At 32.2% G+C, this 24,032-nt stretch carries 23 protein-coding genes; 8 read left to right on the top strand and 15 right to left on the bottom strand.

Annotated elements, in window-relative coordinates; genetic code table 11:
* Positions 1-4: 4 nt before the first annotated feature.
* The 3 genes from BM319_RS13510 to anmK all read right to left on the bottom strand — a co-directional run bounded on the left by BM319_RS13510 (position 5) and on the right by anmK (position 2,755).
* Complete coding sequence (locus BM319_RS13510) at positions 5-313, bottom strand: PTS sugar transporter subunit IIB (RefSeq protein WP_069035297.1); 309 nt, start codon at positions 311-313, stop codon at positions 5-7.
* A 187-nt stretch (positions 314-500) separates the two neighbouring features.
* Positions 501-1,595 (bottom strand): DUF871 domain-containing protein, encoded by a 1,095-nt coding sequence (locus tag BM319_RS13505; protein ID WP_091023150.1) that lies wholly within the window; start codon positions 1,593-1,595, stop codon positions 501-503.
* Between the two features lie 11 nt (positions 1,596-1,606).
* Positions 1,607-2,755, bottom strand: a complete 1,149-nt coding sequence (gene anmK, locus BM319_RS13500) for an anhydro-N-acetylmuramic acid kinase AnmK (protein ID WP_286143760.1) — start codon at positions 2,753-2,755, stop codon at positions 1,607-1,609.
* Positions 2,756-3,191: 436 nt separating this feature from the next.
* Between anmK and BM319_RS13495 the strand changes: the two genes are divergently transcribed.
* On the top strand, positions 3,192-4,385 hold the full coding sequence (locus BM319_RS13495; RefSeq protein ID WP_091023148.1) for a M20 metallopeptidase family protein: 1,194 nt from the start codon (positions 3,192-3,194) through the stop codon (positions 4,383-4,385).
* 101 nt (positions 4,386-4,486) lie between these two features.
* Here BM319_RS13495 and BM319_RS13490 read toward each other — a convergent pair whose 3' ends face one another.
* Positions 4,487-4,672 (bottom strand): hypothetical protein, encoded by a 186-nt coding sequence (locus BM319_RS13490; RefSeq protein ID WP_091023146.1) that lies wholly within the window; start codon positions 4,670-4,672, stop codon positions 4,487-4,489.
* Between the two features lie 224 nt (positions 4,673-4,896).
* On the opposite strand from BM319_RS13490, the gene BM319_RS13485 reads away from it, so the two are divergent.
* Positions 4,897-5,661 carry a DUF2935 domain-containing protein gene (locus tag BM319_RS13485; protein WP_091023143.1) on the top strand — a complete coding sequence of 255 codons (765 nt, stop codon included), beginning with the start codon at positions 4,897-4,899 and terminating at the stop codon, positions 5,659-5,661.
* A 76-nt stretch (positions 5,662-5,737) separates the two neighbouring features.
* Here BM319_RS13485 and BM319_RS13480 read toward each other — a convergent pair whose 3' ends face one another.
* Positions 5,738-6,424 (bottom strand): response regulator transcription factor, encoded by a 687-nt coding sequence (locus tag BM319_RS13480; protein ID WP_069035301.1) that lies wholly within the window; start codon positions 6,422-6,424, stop codon positions 5,738-5,740.
* 538 nt (positions 6,425-6,962) lie between these two features.
* Here BM319_RS13480 and BM319_RS13475 point away from each other — a divergent pair.
* Positions 6,963-7,865 carry a LysR family transcriptional regulator gene (locus BM319_RS13475; RefSeq protein WP_069035302.1) on the top strand — a complete coding sequence of 301 codons (903 nt, stop codon included), beginning with the start codon at positions 6,963-6,965 and terminating at the stop codon, positions 7,863-7,865.
* A gap of 305 nt (positions 7,866-8,170) precedes the next feature.
* Entirely contained in the window at positions 8,171-8,434 is a 264-nt protein-coding gene (locus BM319_RS13470; RefSeq protein ID WP_069035303.1) for a CD3324 family protein, read from the top strand.
* Position 8,435: 1 nt separating this feature from the next.
* On the opposite strand, the gene BM319_RS13465 is transcribed toward BM319_RS13470, so the two are convergent.
* The gene (locus tag BM319_RS13465; RefSeq protein ID WP_069035304.1) at positions 8,436-8,627 is read right to left on the bottom strand and encodes a hypothetical protein; all 192 of its coding nucleotides are present in this window, start codon (positions 8,625-8,627) and stop codon (positions 8,436-8,438) included.
* A 509-nt stretch (positions 8,628-9,136) separates the two neighbouring features.
* Between BM319_RS13465 and BM319_RS13460 the strand changes: the two genes are divergently transcribed.
* Entirely contained in the window at positions 9,137-9,772 is a 636-nt protein-coding gene (locus tag BM319_RS13460; protein ID WP_069035305.1) for a FusB/FusC family EF-G-binding protein, read from the top strand.
* 58 nt (positions 9,773-9,830) lie between these two features.
* Here BM319_RS13460 and BM319_RS13455 read toward each other — a convergent pair whose 3' ends face one another.
* Positions 9,831-10,577 carry a TerC family protein gene (locus BM319_RS13455; RefSeq protein ID WP_091023141.1) on the bottom strand — a complete coding sequence of 249 codons (747 nt, stop codon included), beginning with the start codon at positions 10,575-10,577 and terminating at the stop codon, positions 9,831-9,833.
* A gap of 213 nt (positions 10,578-10,790) precedes the next feature.
* Here BM319_RS13455 and BM319_RS13450 point away from each other — a divergent pair, with 213 nt between their 5' ends.
* Positions 10,791-11,702: a bifunctional helix-turn-helix transcriptional regulator/GNAT family N-acetyltransferase gene (locus BM319_RS13450; RefSeq protein WP_069035307.1), complete on the top strand. Its 912-nt coding sequence runs from the start codon at positions 10,791-10,793 to the stop codon at positions 11,700-11,702.
* A 58-nt stretch (positions 11,703-11,760) separates the two neighbouring features.
* Positions 11,761-12,159: a DUF5412 family protein gene (locus tag BM319_RS13445; RefSeq protein ID WP_069035308.1), complete on the top strand. Its 399-nt coding sequence runs from the start codon at positions 11,761-11,763 to the stop codon at positions 12,157-12,159.
* Between the two features lie 63 nt (positions 12,160-12,222).
* On the opposite strand, the gene BM319_RS13440 is transcribed toward BM319_RS13445, so the two are convergent.
* A complete protein-coding gene (locus tag BM319_RS13440) occupies positions 12,223-12,972 on the bottom strand; it encodes a class I SAM-dependent methyltransferase (protein WP_091023139.1) in 750 nt (249 codons plus the stop codon).
* A 33-nt stretch (positions 12,973-13,005) separates the two neighbouring features.
* Positions 13,006-14,718: an ABC transporter ATP-binding protein gene (locus BM319_RS13435; protein WP_091023137.1), complete on the bottom strand. Its 1,713-nt coding sequence runs from the start codon at positions 14,716-14,718 to the stop codon at positions 13,006-13,008.
* A 326-nt stretch (positions 14,719-15,044) separates the two neighbouring features.
* Between BM319_RS13435 and BM319_RS13430 the strand changes: the two genes are divergently transcribed.
* Positions 15,045-18,071, top strand: a complete 3,027-nt coding sequence (locus tag BM319_RS13430) for an efflux RND transporter permease subunit (RefSeq protein ID WP_091023135.1) — start codon at positions 15,045-15,047, stop codon at positions 18,069-18,071.
* A 139-nt stretch (positions 18,072-18,210) separates the two neighbouring features.
* Here the strand turns inward: BM319_RS13430 and BM319_RS24740 are convergent, their stop codons facing one another.
* The 6 genes from BM319_RS24740 to celB all read right to left on the bottom strand — a co-directional run bounded on the left by BM319_RS24740 (position 18,211) and on the right by celB (position 24,019).
* A complete protein-coding gene (locus BM319_RS24740) occupies positions 18,211-18,363 on the bottom strand; it encodes a hypothetical protein (protein ID WP_175403534.1) in 153 nt (50 codons plus the stop codon).
* A complete protein-coding gene (locus tag BM319_RS13425) occupies positions 18,360-19,619 on the bottom strand; it encodes a helix-turn-helix domain-containing protein (protein WP_025569151.1) in 1,260 nt (419 codons plus the stop codon). The genes BM319_RS24740 and BM319_RS13425 overlap by 4 nt, the downstream gene beginning before the upstream one ends.
* Positions 19,620-20,167: 548 nt before the next feature.
* Positions 20,168-20,875, bottom strand: coding sequence for a chitin disaccharide deacetylase (gene chbG / locus BM319_RS13420; RefSeq protein ID WP_025569152.1), 708 nt, complete (start codon positions 20,873-20,875; stop codon positions 20,168-20,170).
* On the bottom strand, positions 20,872-22,203 hold the full coding sequence (locus BM319_RS13415; protein WP_025569153.1) for a 6-phospho-beta-glucosidase: 1,332 nt from the start codon (positions 22,201-22,203) through the stop codon (positions 20,872-20,874). Before BM319_RS13415 ends, chbG begins: the two co-directional genes overlap by 4 nt.
* Positions 22,204-22,219: 16 nt before the next feature.
* The gene (locus BM319_RS13410; protein WP_439097800.1) at positions 22,220-22,576 is read right to left on the bottom strand and encodes a PTS sugar transporter subunit IIA; all 357 of its coding nucleotides are present in this window, start codon (positions 22,574-22,576) and stop codon (positions 22,220-22,222) included.
* Between the two features lie 126 nt (positions 22,577-22,702).
* Positions 22,703-24,019: a PTS cellobiose transporter subunit IIC gene (celB, locus tag BM319_RS13405; protein WP_069035315.1), complete on the bottom strand. Its 1,317-nt coding sequence runs from the start codon at positions 24,017-24,019 to the stop codon at positions 22,703-22,705.
* Positions 24,020-24,032: the final 13 nt, after the last annotated feature.

The raw sequence follows: 24,032 nt of genomic DNA, 5'->3' as shown, positions 1-24,032 counted from the left end.
AAACTTATTTCTTAGTAATCTCTTGAACCATCGTTAATAATTTTGGTCCTCCCAGTGGTGTGTAAGCCATAGGCGGTATTACTTCACATGGAACGTTCGCTACATCTGCCTCAGCTTTAAAGCTATCAAAACGATGACGTACTTGTGGAGCAACCATCGCTACGTCCCAACCGTTTTTAACCTCTTCACCGAATTCTTGGGTTCCTACTGCTAGGACTTCCATTTGGATACCATTTTTTTCTGCTTCTTTTCTTAACGCATTCACAACAATTGCACTAGACATTCCGCCTGCACATACAAAAAGTACTTTCATTTTATTCCTCCTAGATCTAGATAAATTGTTTTTAAAAAAATACTGAATACACAAAATACTGAAAACGTTTTCTATAAAGTTATTATATTCCCACCAAAAATAAATTTCAATATTTTCCGAAAAAAAGTGAAATAAAATTTCAAAAAGATGTAAAAAATTTTTTCACATCTTCTTAAATATTAATCATTTAGTTTTCCTTAAACTGAAACTTACTCCAAGGATGTAAGAAATCTAATAGGAAGATTTCTTCCTCTGCAATGCGTCCAACCACATTCGTTTTCCCTGAATTCTCCATATCCTGTAGTGCTATTTGCAATTCACCTTTATACTGTCCATATAATTCATTTTCTATTAAAATATCGCCTCTACGAATAGGTGGAGTATAAGTAGGTTTAAACTCTTCATCTCTATATTTAACGCGAGACTGAGTTGAACGAATTAAGTAATCTGATACGTCCCCGCGGTAAAAATGAAACTCATCTAAAACAATCTTTTTCTCTAAATCTGTAATTGAATCATGTAAGTCAATATTTAGTGTAAATAAGTCTTTACCGTTCTGATTTAGCTCCGCAAGTTGTTTGAACTCTTCTTCAGATGCATAAGCATTTGCGATAATAACATCATCAATTAAGTCTGAATAAAATAAATGTTTCGCTTGCGTTACGACTGATAAATTACGGTGCATCTCTAAAGTACAAAGACCTTCTGATACTGGCCACGGTCCGTATGTTGCAGCTTGTGAATTAATAAATGCTGCTGTACGAATACCATGCTTTTTAAACTCTTCGCTACATTTTACGAAATGTGAATAGCTTAAACCTGCATAACGATGAGGATAAAAATTATGAGATCCGATTAAATTAGATTGATTAGGCTTATAGGCTAAAATATTTTCTAGATATTTCGTAGCATTACTCATGTTAATTTCAATTTTTAATCCATATGGATTATAAGTCATAATAGACTCTTCATTCCCAGTAAATCCCATATCAAGTCTAATTCCATAAGCTCCTAAGTCAGCAAAAAATGATAAATCATTATATGAAATATTTAATGTACCAAATACTCGAGGGGCAATATCAACAATGACTTCCATTTCTAAACTATTTGCATAATCAACTATTTCTTTGAACTCTTTTATAATCTGTTCCTTGTCACCATTTACTGATAATAAACATGTAAAGATTCGTATAAAACCATATTGATGAGCTAATTTAATATAAGCCTTATCTTTTTCAACAGTTGAGTGCTCTGGATAAATTGAAATCCCTAATTTTTTCACGATGAATCCTCCTAGTATGGTATTGGTGTAATATTTCCTAAAACAACTAAACGATTTGCTTTTGTTGCTCCAGGTACATTACTTGGTAAACCGTTTAAAGTTTCATTTGCTAATATCGCAAAGGCAATTGCTTCTTTTGCATCCGAAGAAAAACCAATATCTTCTTGAACTATTACTTTGGAATCCACACCTAATAATTCTTGAAGCATACATAGTAGCGTTTTATTATGACTACCTCCGCCACCTACAATTACTTCATCAATTGGATGGTCTGGTAAAATATACTTTTTATAATTTTCAGCGATCGATTTTGCAGTAAACATCGTCATTGTAGTCACTAAATCAATTGGTGAGAGATCACTAAACTCTTCCAATATTTCATCAACAAACTGTGTACCAAATAACTCTCTTCCAGTTGTTTTAGGTATAGGTGCTAAAATATAAGGAATACTCATGCATCTTTCTAGTAATCTCTCATTTACATTACCTTTAGCAGCCAAATCTCCATTTGCATCATATGGAACATTAAAATAGCGCTTACAAATTTCATCAATAATCATATTACCTGGACCTGTATCAAAGGCTACTAAATCATCGATTGTAGAATTCCTTGGAATGATCGTAACATTACCAATCCCACCAATATTTTGTAGTAAACGCGTTTTAGTTTTACTTTTATAAAGTAATAACTCAGAATGTGGAACTAACGGCGCTCCATATCCACCAGCTGCCATATCCATCACTCGAAAATTAGAAACTACTTTCGTTTTTGTTTCATATGCAATAACTGCTGGCTCACCTAACTGTAATGTGGATTGAATGAATTCCCCATGAGCTTCAGGCTGGTGATAAATCGTTTGACCATGCGATCCAATAAATTCAAGTTGATCTAATGAAAATTCGTTTTTATTACAAATTTCCTTTACTGCTTCTGCAAAAGCATAGCCAAGCTTAAAGTTTAAACTACATAAATGCTGAGCGTTTGAAGAAACAAGTGTAATCGCATCTTGAATTTCTTTTAATAAACCTTCCTCAAGAGGAACTGTCATAAAATCAATCATTCTTACCTCTGTCTCAGGTCCACATCCAGTGATTTCTACTAAAGCTGCATCGATTCCATCTAAAGATGTACCCGACATTAACCCAACTGCATATCCCAAATCATTCACTCCTTCATATTTTTATTAATAATACCTTAAAACAGAATTTCAAATTTGTAAAAGAAAAGAGTGAAAGTTTATTTAGAATCTTTCAAAAAATAATTGTAGATGTTTTTTATAAATTAGCGAATAAAAAAAGATCTTTACAGACTGATTTAGTAACTACACATCTACCCTGACTCATTTCATATCTAGCATAATAAACTTCCGTATAATGCATTATTACTCATTTCACTCTCTCTCATAAAAATAATACTTAAAGAAAAATCCAAATTAAACTAATTACCAAAAACCCATTCATCACTTTAACAAATAGGTATAATTATCTTCTAAAAATTAGTAACTAGTAAAAAAGTATTGATTGAACAACAGAATAATTATACAATTCTTTACATAATCAAACATAAATTCTACCTAACAATAAGGAGTATCTAAGATGAAGCATTTAGAAACACAAATAGATGAATTAGCAGATCAATATTCTACGAGACTAATAGAGATCCGTAGACATTTGCATATGTATCCCGAATTAAGTAATCAAGAATTTCAAACAACGAATTTTATCAATCAACAATTAGAAAAAGCTAATATCAAAAAAATTCAGTTGAATAGTCAAACAGGAACTGCAGCCGAGATCAGTGGCAATTCAGGGCCGATTGTTGCCCTGCGAGCTGATATTGACGCACTTCCAATTCAAGAAGAATCTGATTTGCCATTTCGTTCAGTTATTGATGGAATCGCTCATATGTGTGGACATGATGTTCATACAACTATTACACTCGGAGTTGGATTTATTTTACAGGAATTAAAACACCTGATTCCTGGTACAGTTCGATTGATTTTTCAACCTGCTGAGGAGTCTGAGGGTGGCGCTGAGCAAATGATCGCTGAAGGCTTACTTAACGATGTAAAAGCTATTATCGGACTTCATAATATGCCGGATCTTCCAGTTGGTACGATTGGAATTAAAGAAGGCTTCCTAATGGCAAGTGTAGATGATTTTGAAATTAAGATTAAAGGGAAAGGCGGTCACGCAGCACTTCCTGAAAAAGCAATTGATCCGATCGTAATAGGCAGTGCAGTCGTCAACCTTTTACAAACTCTAGTTAGCAGAACAATTTCTCCAAAAGACTCTGCTGTCATAACAGTTGGATCGTTTCAAGCTGGGAATACAAATAATGTAATCCCTGAATTTGCAGTTTTAAAAGGCACAGTGCGAACTTCAAATGAAACAATTCGAAAGCAAATTCAAGAAAACTTTCAAACACTAGTTCAAAATCTTGTACATTCACTTGGAGGAGAAGTAGAAATAGATTATCAAGTATTACTGCCACCAGTATTTAACCATTCAAAAGTTACTTCGGTAGTACGAGAAGCAGCAATCTCAACAGTCGGAGCAGAAAATATTGTGACTGCAGAATCGACAATGGGCGGAGAAGATTTTTCATTCTATCAACAAAAAGTGCCTGGTTCTTATATATGGTTAGGCTCTGGAAATAAAGAAAAAGATATAACGTATGGATGGCATCATCCAAAATTTATGGTTGATGAAGATACAATAAAAATTGGTGTAAAACTAATGGCCCGATCAGTATTAAATCTATTGAGGGATACAACTCTTGATAAGTAATAGACAAAAAGTGAAATCATTGATCGAGCAATGTTTTCACTTTTTTTTTCATATATTGGCTTGAAAGTGTTTTATAAACACTATGAGGTAGGTCTAATAGATTAGTTGTCATTCCTAAATATAAGTATAGCGAGCATAAATCCGAAAATTGTAACTAAACCACCAAATACACCGAAAATATATCGATTATGAAAATAGTCCTCAAATATTGTAGTTATAGTTGCATAAAAGGCACACGCAAAAGCCATTCGAGAAATACTCATTTTTCCTTTTAAATATTTTCTCATTAATTTTCTCCCTCTTTAAATTGCTATTTATTAATTCTATTTAATTGATAAATAAACCTTTCTTAATGAAAACTATAGCGCCTCTTAGACCAATAAAAATTTAAAAAACAAACATAAGATACTCCAATTTACCTAATTCTTTTACTAACTCTTCCTGCTTTTAATTTAATATTTTAGGACATTCATTAATATAATTACCATGTAGAGTTTATAGGGGGGATTATATGCCGGATTTTGTACAAACTGCCAATTTTGAGCATTCGTTCTGGTTACATGTGTTAAGAGATCATTCTCAATTTATATTGGATGCATTACCGTCTAAGCAAGAGGAAGAAATTAAGATTGCAAAATCATTTTACGTAATTTTTAATAATTTATTTACTAGGGTAAATAACAATGAAAATATGAACGAAATTACAATTCAAGCAGAAAAAAGTGCTTTAGCATTGCGCGATTTTAAACTTTCATTGCTAACGAAACATATAACTGACGCTAATTTTTCGATTTACTTAACACCTACATTTTTAAACCATATGGTTAATGAATTGGAAGAATATTTATTAGTACTATCTTACTTAAAACAAAATCAAACCCCACCTATCTTCAATGAACTTCATCATCATTTATTATGGGTGCTAGATGCGGCAGGTCATGCAGATGCCATTTATACGAATCTCGATGGTACAGAAAATATGCTAAGAAAGAAAAGTCATGAATTCACAAAGCATTTTGAACACTTTTATCTAAAAGCAGTAGAACTCACCGGATATTTACGTACTAAACTAAGTACATTTCCTGCATTAAAAAGAATGAACCAAGACGTAAAATTAGAAATTCAGCTATTTCAAATATTTCTAAAAGAAATCGAAGAATTAGATATTTCTAGCCAAATGTTGAGTAACTTTTCCGCTTTAATGGCAGATCATATGTACAGAGAAGAAATGTATTTCTTAAAAAAATTAGAAGAATCTTCATCCATTAATAATTAATTTTTTGAAAATTAAAGCACTCTATTAAACACGTAATATGGTGTGTTTAATAGAGTGCTCTTTTACTTTAATGAAATTATTGTTTTATTGAAATCCAGTTATTTTTAATTACTTTAATGACTGCATTTAAGCGATCTGGTACGTCTAATTTCATCAAAATATTGGCGACGTGGTTTTTGACTGTTTTATTCGAAATAAATAATTCCTTACCAATTTGGATATTTGAAAAGCCCTTTACTAAAAGGTGAAGTATTTCGTATTCTCTATTTGTAAGTAGTTCTTTTATATATGAATCATTGGGCGGCATAAAATGGATTGAATTATCCTTAAGAAACTTGTACTCTTTTATCAATTCATTCGTAAAGCGATTGTCTACCATGAATTGTCCACCCTGCACTAGCTTAACAGTATTCACTAAATATGCCTCGTCAACATCTGTTAAACAAATACCTTTTACTCCTACATTCAATAAACGATCTATTTCATAAAAGTCTAAAGAGTTTTTAATGGTAATAATTTTCGAAGAATCATCATGTAACATAATACTTCTTGCATGCCTTACCATTTCTTCTCCCGAAACTTGAGTTATAAGAATTGAATTACTTACTTCCTGCAACGAAAAACTATCTTCTAAATTAATTTTAATAGCATTTATTCGATTAAATTCTAATATTGTACGAATACCCGCAACGAAAAGCGAATTTTCAACAAAAATAACAGTATTATTATTTCTTGGATGATTTGGAACTAATTTTGCTAACATTACTGCCACCTCCAATTTGCAAATTTTTTATAGCAACATTTGTATTGTACATATTTGAATTGATTAAATAAATTAAATATTTTTGAAATTAAAGTTAAGTACTTCTTAAACATAAGATTATTTTTATTAAAATTTAAACTAAATCGTTAAAATAAAGGATTCAAAAACTTACGGTCTTATATTATGATATCTATGTACAGATATTTTTTTATTACTATAATTTTCCCAAGGAAATATTTTACTTTGCAACGTTTCAACTTCTTGCTTCTTTAGTAAAAAGAGATTACGAACAAAATTCAAGAATTATTTTAATAATATAAATTTACCTATGTACAAGATTTTCCAGTAAAAAAGGTGTATCATTAAACTGTTTTCTTATCTTAAGTGTTTCTTCATACCATATCCACAATATAATTTTATTAGCTCCTCAAAATTAATGAAATTACTAAATTTTAATCAACGATGTCCACTATCTTTTAAGTTTTTATGTTCTTAAATTACTACATGTTTTAGAATTTTTTATTATTAGGAGATTACTATGAATTTCGAACAATTAGAGTATATTGTTTATGTAGCAAGTGAAAAATCAATATCTAAAGCTGCCGAAAAGTTATATATCTCTACATCAGCTATAAGCCAATCTATTTCACAACTAGAAAGAGAGTTAAATATAACAATATTTAATCGTTCAAGGATAGGAACTACTCCTACTCCTGAGGGAAATATTGTAATAATGAAAGCAATAAATATATTATCGAATATTAAGCAATTAAATGAGGAACTTTTTAACTTAAATATAAAAAAAGAAAAACAGTTAAAAATCGCTGCAGCAACAGCATTTTTTGATATTTTTCAAGAAGCAGTAACAAACTTCAATTTAGAAAATCCTCAAATCTCCATTGACGTTGAGGAAATGCTTCAAGAGCAGTTACTAAAAAGTTTTAATCCAGATCGTTATGATGTTGGTTTTCTACCAATAGAGAAAGAAGAATTAGATAAATATCCAAAATTGGGTAAAAAGTTAATCAGTAGAGCTAGAGTAGGTATAGTAGTTGGAAAGAATTCAAAATTATTCAATTATGAATATGTAACACCTGCAGATTTAAATAATGAGAAAATAGTAATATTAAAAAATACAAAAAATGGCATAGTAAAAAAGTTTTCAAAATGTATTACGAATCATGTTATCTTAACTACAAATAACCCTAGACTACTATTAAACGTCGTTAAGGAAAGTGCTGGTTTTTCATTTATTCATGAGTTTACAGTAAAAAACTACCCTACATTTCGTAATGATGAACTCAAAGTAATACCGATTACATATACTGATGAAACTAATTACATCTATCAGGATATATGGGCTATTTATTCGCGTGAACATGGACTATCAAGTTCATCCAGTGAGATTATTAAACACATATTATTTCAGTTAAATAAATAATGAAAAGGAATAGGAGCAACCCATCTAAAAGGCTTTCTATTCCTTTTTCATATTATTTATAAGTAACAAATGCAATCTGAACAGATATAATTTATAATAAGTAAAAAGTTTTCATGATTTCTTTAGGAGGTGATCTATTATGACAAGTACTGTTAGTTTGTCAGATAAATCAACATCCCATGCAAAGCCTAGATTTAGAAAGGCGATACTTTGCATGGGCAGGTTTTACTAATCGCCCAAGTAAGCAGTTCTGATTCAACGGCTTTGCACCTTATTTACTAAATAAGAATAAGGGGCTGGCAAAGATGGCATATATAAAAGCGACTGCTATTTTACCTGAAAAGTTATTATTGGAAATACAAAAATACGTACAGGGAGAAACACTTTATATTCCAAAAACTGAAAAAGTCCACAAAAAATGGGGCTCACGTTCAGGAACAAGAAAGCTAATTGATAATCGAAATAAAGCAATTAAAGAAGCATTTAAAAACGGTCAATCAATTGAGCAACTAGCGAAAGAATATTTTCTCTCAATCGAAACGATAAAAAAAATTGTATATACTAAATAAATCAAAAAACACTGATTAATATCAGTGTTTTTTTCATGCTGTTGAAAACAACCTTATCAATTAAATTACCAAATTTTCGTAAAAGGAGTAGAGTGATGTTGATTTCCACTACAGGATGCTCGCTTTCCATGGGGCGAGATTCTTTAGCCTCCTCGGCAAGCCTGCGGGGTCTCAGCCTTCCCGCTAATCCCATAGGAGTCGAGCACCCCTCCGTTCCAATCAACTTGTTCATCAAAAAAAGTTTACAATAAATCCTAATCAAATAGCCTTTACTTAGAGTAGCCTAAATGTTGTATATTAATTATTAATCAGCTTGTAGGTCAATTAATATCGAACATTAATTAAACTATTAAATTGAATCTGTTTTTCTAAAAAATTAGCTCATAATATTTTTAACTTCTGAAAAAAATCATTACATTTGTTATTGGATTCATGAAATTGTTCGAAAATATTAACATATAAAACCATTAATAGATCATCCAAAAAATGATTAATTTCATCATTAAATAAATGTTCATTAATGTCATTTTTCCCTATTGACCATTTTATATTTCAACACTCTGACAAAACACTGAATCAATATTTTTTTATGGCAACTTTGTTTATTAGATAAACTCAACATATATAAATTCGCTTTTTTGATGTAAATTAAAGATGTTAAGTTATAAATCGAACTTTCCTCTCAAATTAGGAGTGATATAAATGAAACCTTTTATTAGAACAGAACAATATAATTTTATTAAACATCAACTTCAAGTCTTAACAAATGGACATTCTACAGTAAATGATAAAACTGTTTTAAATGCTTTACATTCACTAGTTAATGATAGAATTCTAAGTTTATTTCCTGAACTAACTGAAGAGCAACATCTACTCTTCAATCCAATTAGCACAATTAAAAATTCTGATCAAGCAGATGTTTTACTGAACCAACTAAAGCCTTATATAATTCCTTTTAAAGAAGTATCAGAACAATCCATCAAAAAGCTATTTCCAAAAGCAAAAAAATTAAAGCTTCCCTTATTACAAAATATTGATTTAGTTGAGACAACATATATCGGATGGGATGACTTAGGCTCGAATTCTAAGTTTATTGTCACATATTTAAATGACAAACTAATTGGTTTACAAGGTACCTTTAATCCTATGAAAAAAAGAGGCAACTGCACAATATGTAATAAATACGGTGACTTAGGATTATTCATGACAAAAACAAAGGGAAAAATTGAAGGTACTTTTACACAAAGAGGAAATTACATTTGCAAGGATAGCCAAGTATGCAATCAAAATATTATGTCGCTAGATAAACTGCATGATTTTATTATGTTGGTTAAGTAGCGAAAACTAAAAAATCGCTTAGTGCTACAAACCTAAGCGATTTTTTATTATTTATCATTTATTCTACGTTAGTATCTGTTGATTTCTTTTTAGAGAGAAACCAACCACCTAAAGCGATTAATAGCATGACTGACCAGAAAATCGTATTCCAGATTGGTCCTTCAACGAAATGATGTGAAATAATGTGTAGAGATGGATGTGCCAAAGTATGCATTAGTAGTTTAACCCCTACCCATCCAACTAAAAGCATAGCTGCTGTTTCTAAACTTGGACGTGTTGTCAACAATTTAACAAAAATACCTGCCGCAAAGCGAATAACAATTAAACCGGCAATTGCTCCAATAACAATGACAATAAATTTAGAACCATCCATGCCACCTATATTACCCATTTTTGTATTAGGTAGATCAATGACTAGCGCTACTGCTGCTAAAATAGAATCGATCGCAAATGCAATATCTGCTAATGATATTTGAGCAACTGTCATCCCAAAGCTTTTTTCCTTTTTTCCTTTATCATCATCATGCTTTTTAAATAAATGCTTTAATGCTATGAAAATTAAATACGCCGCTCCGATTGCTTGAACCTGCCATACATTAAAAAGAAATGAAATAATAAAGATGGCACCGATTCGAAAAATAAAAGCTAAAAGTAAACCAATATTGATCGCTTTCTTTTGTTGTTCCTCTGGTAAATGTTTTGCCATAACAGCAAGTACTAGTGCATTATCGGCCGATAATAACCCCTCTAATAAAATTAGAATTATTAATACCCAACCGTACTCTAATAACAAAGTTGGTTCCATGTTTTCCCCCTATTTAATTTACTTTTAACTTATTTTTAACCACTTTTTAATTATATTCCCTTTTTTATAAATTCCTTATCCAAATTTTTGAATATTCTAGTACAATTTTCACCATTCACACCTTTATCACCTTCAAGATAGTTGACTTAGTCAACTTTATTAGTTTATATTATTAGTAATCTAAAATTTCAGAATATTAAAGGTGAGAAAAATATGAATTATGTTGAAAAAATACGCAAATTTAACAGACATTATGCTAATGTATTGGGAAAAATTGATCAAGAAATCTATAATCACCCTTTTCCATTAACCGAAGCTAGAATCATAACGGAAATCAACGAGAACCACGGATGTACTGCCACAGATATTATCGAAAAACTCGGCATTGACCGTGGTTATTTAAGTCGCATTATTCAACGATTCGATGATGAAAACATCATTTCAAAAATCCAATCACCTGAAGATAAACGTCAATATACACTTCATTTAACAGCAAATGGAAACGAAATCTACAATAAATTAGTTAATGATGCGAACATTGGAGTAGAAAGTATGATTCAAAGCCTTTCTACTCCTGAAGTAAAAGAGCTAGTTAAATCAATGGAAACAATTGAATCCATTTTCTCTTTAAATCAGACACCTAATCCTGAAATTTTGATTCGACCATTTAAACCTGGCGATGTTGGGTATGTCGCTTATATTCATGGAAAGATTTATAGTACAACCTACCAATTTGGACGTGTATTTGAATATTATGTAATGAAAGGATTAAGCGAATTTTTATTGAATCCTAATGGAGGCGAACTTTGGGTCGCTGAAGTAAATGGAGAAATCGTCGGATCAATTGCTATTACAAAGACAAATGAGTCAGTAGCACAACTTAGATGGTTTGTATTAGATGAAAAATCCCAAGGATTAGGTATCGGTAAAAAGCTAATCGAAACAGCACTCAACTTCTGTAAGGAAAATCAATTCGAACATGTATTTTTATGGACTGTAAGCACATTAGAGACCGCACGTCATCTATATAAAAAATATAATTTTACTTTAACTGAAGAAAAACCTAACTTTGAATGGACTGGATCTGAGTTAATTGAGGAAAGATGGGACTTAGTACTTTCATAAAAAAGTAATGATATAAGATTATACGGGATAACTTTTAGACGTTAAGACGGAGAAAATAATGAAAAACAAATTGATAAAGATTATAAAAATATTTTCAATCATTGTAGGGATTATAACAGCTATCTGTTTAGCTGGTTATTATACTTTAGATTATTTATTTGGAGATATGTGCGGAAATGAAATTACCCATAAAGAAGTTTCTCCTAAAGGCGATAAGGTAGCTTATATTTTCGAAAGAAATTGTGGTGCTACAACTGGATATTCGTATCATCTATCTATAATGGATTCAGATCAGAAGTTAACGAATAATTCAGGAAATACATTTGTTTCAGACGATTTATTTAAAATAGATTGGATAAATAATAAGAAAATACAAGTTAATTATCCAAAGTCCACTAAGACGTACGAAATGGATCAACACGTAAACGGAACTAAAATTATCTATGTAGGAAAATAATGTTATTTTTTCAATAATAAAAGAGCATCGATTAAGATGCTCTTTCTACTTATATTGCCATATCTACACAAAACCTAAATAACTTTTTGTAATATAAGGATAAATGATTTTGCCATTTAAACTGTACTTATTAAATAAATTTGTAAGTGCAGTTCGATATGGTTCAAATTCTTTTTCCCCATTTAATGGAGAAAAAGAAGAAGATAAGTTTCTACCTAAAAATCCTTCTAAATCCATTTCCAAATCATTTCTATAAACCAGCGTTTCATAGTTCCCGTTTTTAAAAAATTGGTTAGTAACATTTGGGGGCTCTTCTATTCCACCACTAAACCCATTAAACTTAGGACAAGTTGCTTTGCAAATCTCCTGCAATTCAGTCATTAATGGACTTAATAAATCTTTACTATTCCAAACTAGAGATACTTTTGCATTCTCTTTTAGGATCCGTTTGCATTCTAAACGGAAATTTTCTTTATCAAACCAATGAAATGCTTGCGCTACTGTTATTAAATCAACGCTATTATTTTTTAAAGATGTATTTTCAGCTCTTGCATTAATTGACTTATATTGATCGTATTCCTTCAAGGCCTTCTCTGCGATTCCTCGCATATCATTATTTGGTTCAATTGCTAAAACAGTTAACTTTTTTTCAAGTAAAAGCCTAGTTAAAATACCCGTACCTGAACCAATGTCTGCAATAACACTCCCCTCATTTAAATGATTTTCTGAGAGTAAATAATTGATATATTCTTTAGGATAACTTGGGCGAAACTTCGAATATAGATCTGCCTTACCAGTAAAATTTTCAATCAATACAAAACACCTTCTTAAAAAATGTTTTTTAGGTTAAATTTGATGAGCATGAAGTCTAGCAAATATCCCATCTTCCTGTGATAGTAGTTCTGTATGCGTACCATCTTCAGCAATTCCTTCTTCAGTAATGACTAAAATACGATCTGCTTTTTTAATTGTACCTAATCGATGGGCAATGACTAATGTTGTTCGATCTTTTGATAAATCATTCAATGCCTCTTGAATAATTGCTTCTGTCTCTGTATCTAATGCTGAGGTAGCCTCATCTAATATTAGGATTGGTGGATTTTTCAAAAACATTCTAGCAATTGCTAATCGTTGTTTTTGTCCTCCAGAAAGCTTTAATCCTCTTTCACCAATTTGAGTTTCATAACCATCAGGCAATGAAGCAATTAAATCAGTTAAGTGGGCTTTTCTAGCTGCTTCTTCTATTTCTTCATCGGTTGCATTTAACTTACCGTAAGCTATATTTTCTTTTAATGTACCTGTAAATAAAAAGACATCCTGTTGTACGATTCCAATATTTGATCGCAACGATTCTTTCGTCATGTTTCGAATATCAATTCCATCAATTGTGATCGCACCGTCTAAAACATCATAAAATCTTGGAATTAATGAGCAGATTGTTGTTTTCCCTGCTCCTGAAGGTCCTACAAAAGCAATTGTTTTACCGGCCTCAATAGAGAAGGAAAGATCATTTAAGATTCTACGTTTGTTTTCGTAACCAAAAGAAACATTTTTGAACTTAATATCCCCTCTTAGATTAATTACTTCAATTGCATCAGGAGTATTTACAATGTCTGGCTCGTTATCAATCAATTCAGTAAAACGTTTAAAGCCTGCCATACCCTTTGGATATAATTCAAGTAAAGCACTAATCTTATCAATCGGTTTAAATAAAATGTTTAAATATAAAATAAACGCTACTAATTCTCCATACGATAAAATTTTCGTAAAACTTAACCAAGCTCCAAAAACTAGAATAACAAGTGTCATTAATCGAGTAGATACATAGATTCCTAGTAAATTCACACTCATAACTTTATAAGCTTTTAGTTTCGTTTTACGGAAGTATTGGTTATTTTTATTAAATCGTTTCATTTCATATTGTTCATTCGTAAAAGATTGAACTACCCTCACGCCTGAAACACTATCTTCAACTTGTGAATTTACATTCGCAATATTTCCATACATTTTACTCCATGATTTATTCATTTTCATGTTTGAGTAGGAAATCAACCATACTAAAAATGGAACGATTATGATTGCTACTAATGCAAGCTTCACATTAATTGCTAGCATAATCCAAAATGCACCGATGAAGGTCATAATTGCAATAAATAAATCCTCTGGACCATGGTGCGCTAATTCACCAATATCCATTAAATCATTTGTAATACGGCTCATTATATGACCAGTCTTCGTATTATCAAAGAAACGAAAAGATTGACGTTGAACATGATTAAATAACTCACGACGCATATCAGTTTCAATATTAATACCAAGTTTATGGCCCCAATAATTTACTACAAATTGCATACCAGAACTTACTAAGTAAAGTACTAAAAGTCCAATACTAATTGAGATAATTTTACTCCAATTCCCTTCAGGCAGCAGTTTATCAATAAACCAAGACACTGCTAGAGGAAATCCCAGCTCCATTAATCCAACTAATATTGCACAAAAAAAGTCTATATAAAATAGCTTTTTGTGCGGGCGATAATAACTAAAAAAACGTTTAATCAAAATACAGCACCTCGAATTCTATTGATTAATCTAGTCGTTAGATGTTAATACCTTACCACATGTGTTTTAAGTGTGCTATCATTTCAGAATTTTCCAACTAACCAACAAAAATATCGGAAAACTGAATTCATTAAACAAGTATAAAAGACCAATAGTCTCATACTTTAATAAAGTATGTACTAATTCATTTACCTGTTTAAATGTCGAATTGTGCTTTTAAATATTTTGTAAATTCTAAATAAAATGTGTTTTATTTTCAAGATTACTGTGTTACGATTCAACTTGTGTGTTACTGGATATTTTTACCATAAAGGGGGATAACTTGAATGTCGTGGTTTACAAAATGGGCCTTTAATAATAAAGCCGCCATTACCTTTTTATCAGTTCTCATTTTATTAATTGGAGTACTAAGTTACAAAAAGCTTCCGATGGAATTCCTACCTGCTGCAGACCAACCAATTGTTTCTGTCATTGTTATGGGCCAAGGTACTGATTCGAAAACAATGGAGGATCAAGTAACTACTCCGATCGAAAATGCCGTCTCTGGTGTGAAAGGTAAAAGTCATATTTATTCGAGCACAAGCAATGGTTTTTCAAAAATTGATGTATATTATGAATCAGGAACAAATATGAAGGATGCTAAACAAGAAGTCCAAGAATCTTTAAATAAAATCACTCTACCTCAAAATGTTAGTAAACCTACAATTGTACAATTAAACACTTCCATGATCCCTATCGCAGATGTTGCAATCACTTTCGAGGATGGATTAAGTCCAAATAATATTGATTTTGCAAACAAAAAAGTTATTCCATATTTCAAAGACATAAAAGGCGTAGCTGACGTTCAAACATATGGTACAGAAAAATCTTTTGTTTCTGTAAAAATCGATAATGCGAAGCTCACGCAGAATAAAGTATCACTAGAAACAGTCATGGGTATTATTCGAGGCCAAAATTCTGCAGTTTCAGTTGGCGAAGGTATTATAAATGATAAAACTAGTAATATAAAAGTTGTTGGGAATTTAGATAATATAGACAAAGTAAAGAGTCTTATGGTCGCTGATCATGTTAAATTAGCTGATATTGCAACTGTTGAAGTGAAAAAGCCAGCAAACAATCTAACAAGAATCAACGGAAAAGACGGGTTATTATTAATCGTCACAAAGGATAGTAATTCTAATGCTGTTAGTATTACAAAGGATGTAAGAGAAGCTACTAAACACTTAAATAAGAAATATAAAAATATGAATTCAGATGTCATGGTCGCAACATCGGATATGGTTAAAACTTCTGTACATGCAATGATTAAGGAAGTTTTACTTGGTGCATTATTTGCTACGATTGTCATCATGCTATTCTTAAGAAATGTACGTTCAACACTAATTACCATTGTTTCAATTCCGCTATCGCTATGTTTAACATTATTTTTACTTGCAGAGTCTGGTATTACACTGAATGTTTTAACACTCGGTGGAGTAGCTGTAGCAGTTGGACGATTAGTTGATGATAGTATTGTCGTTATTGAGAATATTTTTAGAAAAACTCAATCAGAGAAATTTTCTGTTCAAATGATTATTGATGCTACGAAAGAAGTCGGAAGTGCAATCACAGCCTCAACTTTAACGACTGTTGCTGTATTTCTACCAATAGGAATTATTAGCACGGGGCTTAAAGATTTTATGCTTCCTTTTGCTTTAACCATTACTTACTCTTTATTAGCTTCATTATTTGTTGCATTGACGGTCGTTCCATTATTAAGTGCATTCTTCCTTAAAAATGCTAAATTAAAAGCACATAATCCTTCATTACGATATAAAAAAGTTCTTACTTGGTCATTGAATCATAAATGGGTAATTGTTGTCGTTTCATTATTATTATTTGTCGGCTCAATTGGTACTTATTTCGCTATGCCAAAAGGGGCAACAGATAATTCTTCATCAGATTTTGTTCAAACAACTTTAACGTATCCGAGTGATACACCAGTCGAAAAAGTAAAAGAAAACACTCTTAAACTAGAAAAGTATATTCTTGAACAAAAAGGGATAAAAGGAGTTTACACTCAATTAGGTAGTACAGCTGATGCTGCAAAATATGGAGATGTCCGCTCTTCTACTCAAGCAATCTATTTAATTACATTAGACGATAAAAAACTTACTGACCAAGTCGTAAAAAAAATCAACACGCAAAAGTCTAACTATGCAGATGCAGAATTAACTACGATGGCATCTAGTTTATTTGGAGGTTCTAAAACCCAAATTACGATCGATGTGGTCGGAAATAATTTAAATGATTTAGAGAATACCGCAGGCGAAATTAAAAATAAGATTAAAAATATTGATGGAGTTAAAAAGGTAACTACAAATGAGGAAGATAAAAAAACTGTTTATTCTTTAGAGGTTGACCCTTCCAAAGGTAATGCAGAGCAACTATCACAACAATTATTTGTTATGTTGAATCGAACTCCACTTGGTACAGTTACAATTGATCAACAACCGACTGATGTTTATCTTGAACCAATATTAGAACCTAAAACTCCTGAGGATATAAAATCAGTACCGATTATGACGAAAACTGGAATGATTCCAGTATCATCAGTAGCTACACTAAAAGTAGAAGAAAAGTCTTCTAATCTATATCATAAAGATGGCGATCCGTATTTAAGTATTTCTGCCGAAGTAAAGCCAGATAAGCTTTCAAAAATTAATGCAGATTTAAATAAAGTTATTTTTGGAGATAAAAAATCAAAAGGCATGAAAATTGCTGATGGTGTAAATGTATACATTGGTGGGGCTCTTGCTCAACAATCACAAGATTTCTCAGATCTATATATGATCATGCTTGTCTCAATCGGATTAGTTTTCCTAATCATGATTATTACATTTAAAACATTCCGTGCACCAATTGCTATACTATGTTCTCTACCTTTAGCGGCGATTGGAGCTGTGCTTGGATTAATTATAAGTCGTATATCCGTTGAACCAACAGCACTATTAGGAGCACTGATGCTTATCGGAATTGTCGTGACAAACGCAATCGTATTACTAGATCGAGTAAAACAAAAGGAAAAACAAATGATTCTTCGTGAAGCAATTATCGATGCTGCAGTAACTCGTATTCGACCAATTCTTATGACGGCTGTTGCTACAATTTGCGCAATGCTACCATTATTATTCAAAAAAGCCGAAACTGGTAGCCTTGTATCTCAAAGCCTTGCAGTTGTAGTAATAGGCGGACTAACTGTTTCAACATTATTAACACTAATTGTCATCCCTGTTATTTATGAGTTACTTTATTTTAGAAAGTCTAGAAAACAGCGTAGACAGCAAGATACTAGTAAGCCAGTAAGTTTGTAAATAAAAAAGGGATATCTCGTTTTTTAGAGATATCCCTTCTTTGGTTAAAGATCCTCAATTTTTGAACTCGGTTAAATTGAAATTAAAACAAAAACACAAGGAAAATGAATTAACCTTGTGTTTCTTGTTTATACCAGCATCAACTTCCTGGAGGTTTTGGATCATCTTCCTGCTTATTTGATGCGTAAATTTCATTGTTTGGCGAATGATGACTTTGAATCGTATTTATTCCTACACTCACCAGAACAGTAATAACTAAGGAAAGAGCGATAAGTTTAATCTTCTTTTTCATCTGAGAACTCCTGTATTATGTGTCTTCTTCATTTGATGTAAACTGATTTGTAAATACTTATTAGCTAAAAGTGTGTCGCCTTGTCTTTGGTAATATTCAGCAATTCGTTCACTGTATTCATAAACCTTCATTCGATTACCATGTTTCTCCATAATTGGTAAGCCGTCTGCCACTAAATACAGGATTAGTGCCTTCTCTTCATTTTTTGCTTCAAAATATAATACTCGTAATTTCACATATTCTATTCTTGTTGTATCTTCGAATGACCCTAGTTCTTGTTCTAACATATTCACAACTTGTTCATTTTTTTGTAGCTTTAGCAAATGAGTAGCAATATTACCTATTGTAAGGTAATAACTCTCAGTATATTTCTCTATTAACGCAAGTGATTTATAATAACACTCCAACGCTTTTTCTGAAAAATTTTGTGTCCCATATAAAAAACCTAAATTATGCCAAGCCATTTCTTCAATTGTTGTGTTTTGAATTAATTCTGCATCATCTAGTATTTCTTTTAATAAATTTTCTGCTCTTTCATATTCACCTGTTTCAGTTAAATGGATTGATAAAATAGTTTTCACATCTAACATTCTAATAATATTATTTCTTTTTTTGAAAACTTCAAGAGCTTTATTACCGAAATAGATTGCTAATGCAGATTGTCCTAATCTACAATGCATTAAGGATTTTAAATAATAATATTCAGTAATGTCGTCACGATACTGTTTTCTTAAATCTTTTACCTCTTCCAGTAAGTCTAAAGATTTAATAAAATTGTTCCTTTTATGATTAAAAATTGCATTTAATACATTCCAAACAAATAGTTCAAACTCAGAAAACATCTTCGTATTTTGACCCATTTTTTCAATTAATTTCTCTGCCAAATCGACCTGATTTAAAAACAAAGTATACCTTAGCATGTATAATTCATATACATAAAGCAATTCTGTATATTGGACGAACTCCTTATATTCCGTGAGATCTAGATAGAGTATATTTGCTTTTTTATGATGCAGTCGTTCAATTGCATCATAGAACTCCTGTAGTTTTATTTTAATGTGACTAACTTTATTTTTTTCATCTTCAATTGATATACCTAGCTTCATACACAATAAGTTTAAGGTTTCGATATTAACCTCTTTTGAGTTGTTCTCTATCTTACTTAAATGAGAAATTGAACAAATTCCATCACATAGTTGTTCTTGTGTCATCTGTTGTTTTTTTCGATGGTAATTAATAATTTTTCCAATTTTCATAGGTATTTTCCTTAAATATTATTTTAATATTGTTAATATTCATTATAGTGTAAAACCACTCCTATTTCATCTTACATTTTTTCCCATTATTATAAAACTCTAATTATATATATATACTAAAAAAAAGCATAGAGCCTAATACAGACTCTATGCTACACGCTATAGAAAAAAGATGTTGTCAGTTAAATAAGTAGAATCATGTTGATTTCCACTACAGGGTGCTCGCTTTCCGCGGGGCGAGACCTGAGCCTCCTCGTCACGTTCGTTCCTGCGGGGTCTCAGCCTTCCCGCATATCCCACAGGAGTCGAGCACCCTTTCGTTCCAATCAACTACTCAAATATAAAAAACTAATCTTATTAACCAATAAAAATTCCGATGAGAACCCCAAATTACTCCTGATCTTAAATTTAATAATGATTTTGTTTAATTTTTGAACAAGTGAATTTACAATCAGGTCAATTAAAAACGTAAATATTTGATTTGCAAGAGTCAACGCATTGAATAAATTTATCTTAATTCAGACTCTATGCTAATTAATTAAATTACTCTATAATAAATCAATCACTCTTGGTAGTTTTACAGTAGATAAAATTAGTGTCTCTTTTACTCGATCTTTGGCGTAAGAAGAATTGTTTAGTATCTCGTGATCAAGATATCCAGGATGGCACATGACTTCAACAGATTGACCGTTCTGAACCCGTGTTAATATCTTTTCAAAATAATCATCTGTCACGCCTTCCCCATAGAAATCATGAAGAAATACATCCGTAAAAGGAGCGACTCCTTGTAAAGCATTTTCAGAAATACGTCTAGCACTTAAATTATATTTTTGAGCTAACTTCTGTACGACTGGTAAAAACTCAGGTACGGTATGAACATGGTGGTGGCTATCAAAGTGGGTTGGTTTTAGGCCCGATTCTAAGAATTTTTCTATTTGTGCAGTCCATTCTCTTTCTAATTCATCCAGTGATATATTTTTATCTTCAAAGAATTCATGTCTACTTTTAAAATTACCATGTTCATTAACAAGTGTTGGAACATCATTTAAAAGGGGCTTTCCACATGTTAGAACAAGATGGATTCCTACTTGAAGGCTTGGATTTTCTTTTGCTAGCTCTACTGCGTGACTTACGCCGGGCATATTCATCATCATCGTAGCTGAGTTAACAACCCCATTTTTATGTGCATCAATTATTCCATAATTAATTCCCCTTGAATAACCAAAATCGTCTGCATTCACAATTAATTTAATCATTTAACTTTCACCTCTTTAAAAAATTGAGGTAAGTATTTTTTATGTGCTTCTAGCATTTCATCAACAATTTCCTTAGCAACTTTATCCGATGCCACTAACGGGTTAATCGTTAATGCTAGAATTGCCAAATCATAATCACCTGTTACCGCTGCTTCACAAGCTACTCTTTCAAATGATTTGATTTGTTGAACGAGCCCTCTTACAGATACCGGTAAATCCCCCATTACGATTGGTTTTGGCCCATCCTTTGTAATGACACAGCTAACCTCTACTGCTGAGTCATTAGGAATACTAGCAATCGAACCATTATTCATCGTATTAACTGGTTGAATATCACCTTTATCATTATATATAGAAGAAATTAAGCGAACCGCCGCATCACTATAATAGGCTCCTCCGCGTTTTTCGAGCTGAGGTGGTTTGATTGAGAGGTTTGGATCTTTATAAAGTTCAAAAAGATCATCCTCTAATTTTTTAACAACTTCAGCACGAGTCCCTACAGTTTCGGCATTTTTTATATCTTTTTCAACCATTTCACGAGTTTTATAATAATAGTTATGATAAGGACAAGGTAGTGCATTTAAAGCACGAAGAAACTCAGGTTCCCATCCATATCCTTGAATATTCTTAACAAAACTAGAGTTTTCTGGATTCGTTAATAATTCAATGACTTGTTCTTTTACACTTTCACCGTCAACAAACACATCTAATCCATAAACCATATGATTTAATCCAGCAAAATCAATCCGAACACGAGAATGCTCAACATTTAATAATTTGGCAATTCCCATTTCCATTCCAATTGGGACATTACATAAACCAACTACTTTTCGATGGTCGGTGTAACGAAGTACCGCTTCAGTAACCATACCAGCGGGATTCGTAAAATTTACTAACCACGCATTTGGACATAGATCCCTCATATCTTTTACAATATCTAAAATGACTGGAATTGTTCGCAAACCTTTAAATAATCCTCCTGGTCCATTTGTTTCTTGACCAAGTACACCATATTTTAAAGGTATTCTTTCATCCTTTGCCCTCGCATCTAACAAACCAACGCGAAATTGCGTTGTAACAAAATCAGCATCTTTAAGTGCCTCTTTTCGATCAAGTGTCAAATGAACTTCTACTGGAAGACCTGCCTTTTGAAACATTCGTTTTGCTAATTGACCAACAATCTCTAATTTCTCTTTGCCTTCTTCAACATCTACAAGCCATAGCTCTCGTAATGGAAGCTCATTGTACCGCTTAATAAAACCTTCCACTAACTCTGGAGTATAACTAGATCCTCCACCAATTGTCGCAATTTTGATTGATTTTCCCATCCTATGTAGCCTCCTTTTATTGGTTGCTTACCTCTTGCCGCAGTTCAATAATCTCCCTTGCTAAATCTTTAAGTGTCATTGCTGTCATTAAATGATCTTGTGCATGAATTAATAGAATTGGCGTATCAAAATCTTCTCCACCAGCCTCTGCTTGAATCAATTGAGTTTGAAAGCGATGTGCTTGACTAAACTCGCGATCTGCCTCTGCAAGCTTCTCAAAAGCTAGCTCAAAATTCTTTTCTTTTGCTGCATACATTCCCTCCATTGAAAGACTTCTAGCATTTCCACTATGCAAGATTAACTGAAAGGAAAGGTTGTACAATTCTTCTTTTGTCACTAGAATCACACCCTTTACTAGAATGTAAGAATACAATACCAAGAGCCTGCCTATAGGCAAGCTTCCAGTGTGTTTACACAGAATCAAAAATCTAAAGGTGCCCAGACAAATTGAAAGCGAGCGCTTAGCAGGTAGTCTGGGCAATCCCCTTTTTTGCTTTTCTTATTTTGGTGAGCCTTGTTCAGTTTGTAAATTTTGTTTATCCCACATTCTAAAGAATGGGAAGTAAATTAAGAATGCTATAACAAGATTAATCAATTGCATTGCAGAGCCTCTCCAGTTACCTCCAGTTGCTAGCCAACCGCCGATAATTGGTGGAGTCGTCCAAGGAATTGCAATACCATGTGTTTTTGGAGCAAATCCCGTTTTCATTCCTATATATGTGGTTACAACAAGTACTAATGGCGTTAGAATAAATGGAACTAATAGCAATGGATTCATTACGACAGGGGCACCGAATGTAATTGGTTCATTAATATTGAAAATACCAGGTCCAATCGATAGCCTTCCTAGTTGTTTTGCATGCTGACTCTTTGCAAATAATAGCATCATAAGTGCAAAACAAATTGTTGCACCAGAACCACCCATGTAGATGAAGATATCAAAGAATTGTTGTGTAACAACATTTGGCATTGCATGATGAGCTTGAAGAGCTAAACGGTTTGCATCAGTTGCTGCTAACCATACTGGACCCATTACACCACCAACAATTGCCGCACCGTGTAAACCAACGGACCATAATAACTGAATTAATAATACAGCAATTAACGCGCCAGCTAATGAACCACCAAGTCTACTAAGTGGATCTTGTAATAGATCCCCAACGACATTGTGTAAAGTTTCATAGTGTGTATGTTCAATTAATAAACGAATAATCCATACTAAGAGAATAACTAGAAATGCAGGGAATAATGCAACGAATGATTTACTTACACTAGGTGGTACGCCATCCGGCATCTTAATAACAAAATTCCTTTGAATTACCCATCTATAAATTTCAGTTGAGAACAACGCGATTATAATAGCAACAAACAGACCTTTACTTCCTAAAAATGCCATAGGGAGTACTCCGCCTACTTTAATAGCAGCAGTTGCTCCATCCGGTGTAAACATTGTGAAGTATGGTGTTGATAAAATAAATGAAGCAATCGAGATCGCACCAGCATTCAACGCATCTACTTTGTAATGTTCAGCGAGTCGATAAGCAATACCAAATCCTGCAATGAGCGCCATTATATCAAATGAAGCACTTACCGGATAAAGAAGCTTTGTTTGCCAAGCGGCACCAAATGTTTTTGCCATAAAATCCGGATATCCGTCAAACGGTAAGAAGCCTAAGATTAAGAAAATAGAACCGACAATAATAAGAGGCAGTGTTAAAATAATTCCATCACGTAATGCTTGCAAGTGTCTTTGACCTGCAATTTTTCCAGCAATAGGCATTACTTTCTCTTCTAACGTTTGAGTAAAGTTGGCCATCATAAATCACCCC

This window comes from Bacillus sp. UNCCL81, from assembly GCF_900112535.1.
Taxonomy (GTDB): domain Bacteria; phylum Bacillota; class Bacilli; order Bacillales; family Bacillaceae_G; genus Gottfriedia; species Gottfriedia luciferensis_B.
This window is presented reverse-complemented; position numbering and strand designations above follow the sequence as displayed.

What these genes read in the sequence shown, in the direction of transcription:
- BM319_RS13510 (WP_069035297.1), bottom strand. Translation starts at nt 313, where the DNA reads ATGAAAGTACTTTTTGTATGTGCAGGCGGAATGTCTAGTGCAATTGTT.
- BM319_RS13495 (WP_091023148.1), top strand. Translation starts at nt 3,192, where the DNA reads ATGAAGCATTTAGAAACACAAATAGATGAATTAGCAGATCAATATTCT.
- BM319_RS13490 (WP_091023146.1), bottom strand. Translation starts at nt 4,672, where the DNA reads ATGAGAAAATATTTAAAAGGAAAAATGAGTATTTCTCGAATGGCTTTT.
- BM319_RS13485 (WP_091023143.1), top strand. Translation starts at nt 4,897, where the DNA reads ATGCCGGATTTTGTACAAACTGCCAATTTTGAGCATTCGTTCTGGTTA.
- BM319_RS13480 (WP_069035301.1), bottom strand. Translation starts at nt 6,424, where the DNA reads ATGTTAGCAAAATTAGTTCCAAATCATCCAAGAAATAATAATACTGTT.
- BM319_RS13475 (WP_069035302.1), top strand. Translation starts at nt 6,963, where the DNA reads ATGAATTTCGAACAATTAGAGTATATTGTTTATGTAGCAAGTGAAAAA.
- BM319_RS13470 (WP_069035303.1), top strand. Translation starts at nt 8,171, where the DNA reads ATGGCATATATAAAAGCGACTGCTATTTTACCTGAAAAGTTATTATTG.
- BM319_RS13465 (WP_069035304.1), bottom strand. Translation starts at nt 8,627, where the DNA reads ATGGGATTAGCGGGAAGGCTGAGACCCCGCAGGCTTGCCGAGGAGGCT.
- BM319_RS13460 (WP_069035305.1), top strand. Translation starts at nt 9,137, where the DNA reads ATGAAACCTTTTATTAGAACAGAACAATATAATTTTATTAAACATCAA.
- BM319_RS13455 (WP_091023141.1), bottom strand. Translation starts at nt 10,577, where the DNA reads ATGGAACCAACTTTGTTATTAGAGTACGGTTGGGTATTAATAATTCTA.
- BM319_RS13450 (WP_069035307.1), top strand. Translation starts at nt 10,791, where the DNA reads ATGAATTATGTTGAAAAAATACGCAAATTTAACAGACATTATGCTAAT.
- BM319_RS13445 (WP_069035308.1), top strand. Translation starts at nt 11,761, where the DNA reads ATGAAAAACAAATTGATAAAGATTATAAAAATATTTTCAATCATTGTA.
- BM319_RS13430 (WP_091023135.1), top strand. Translation starts at nt 15,045, where the DNA reads ATGTCGTGGTTTACAAAATGGGCCTTTAATAATAAAGCCGCCATTACC.
- BM319_RS24740 (WP_175403534.1), bottom strand. Translation starts at nt 18,363, where the DNA reads ATGAAAAAGAAGATTAAACTTATCGCTCTTTCCTTAGTTATTACTGTT.
- BM319_RS13425 (WP_025569151.1), bottom strand. Translation starts at nt 19,619, where the DNA reads ATGAAAATTGGAAAAATTATTAATTACCATCGAAAAAAACAACAGATG.
- chbG (WP_025569152.1), bottom strand. Translation starts at nt 20,875, where the DNA reads ATGATTAAATTAATTGTGAATGCAGACGATTTTGGTTATTCAAGGGGA.
- BM319_RS13415 (WP_025569153.1), bottom strand. Translation starts at nt 22,203, where the DNA reads ATGGGAAAATCAATCAAAATTGCGACAATTGGTGGAGGATCTAGTTAT.
- celB (WP_069035315.1), bottom strand. Translation starts at nt 24,019, where the DNA reads ATGGCCAACTTTACTCAAACGTTAGAAGAGAAAGTAATGCCTATTGCT.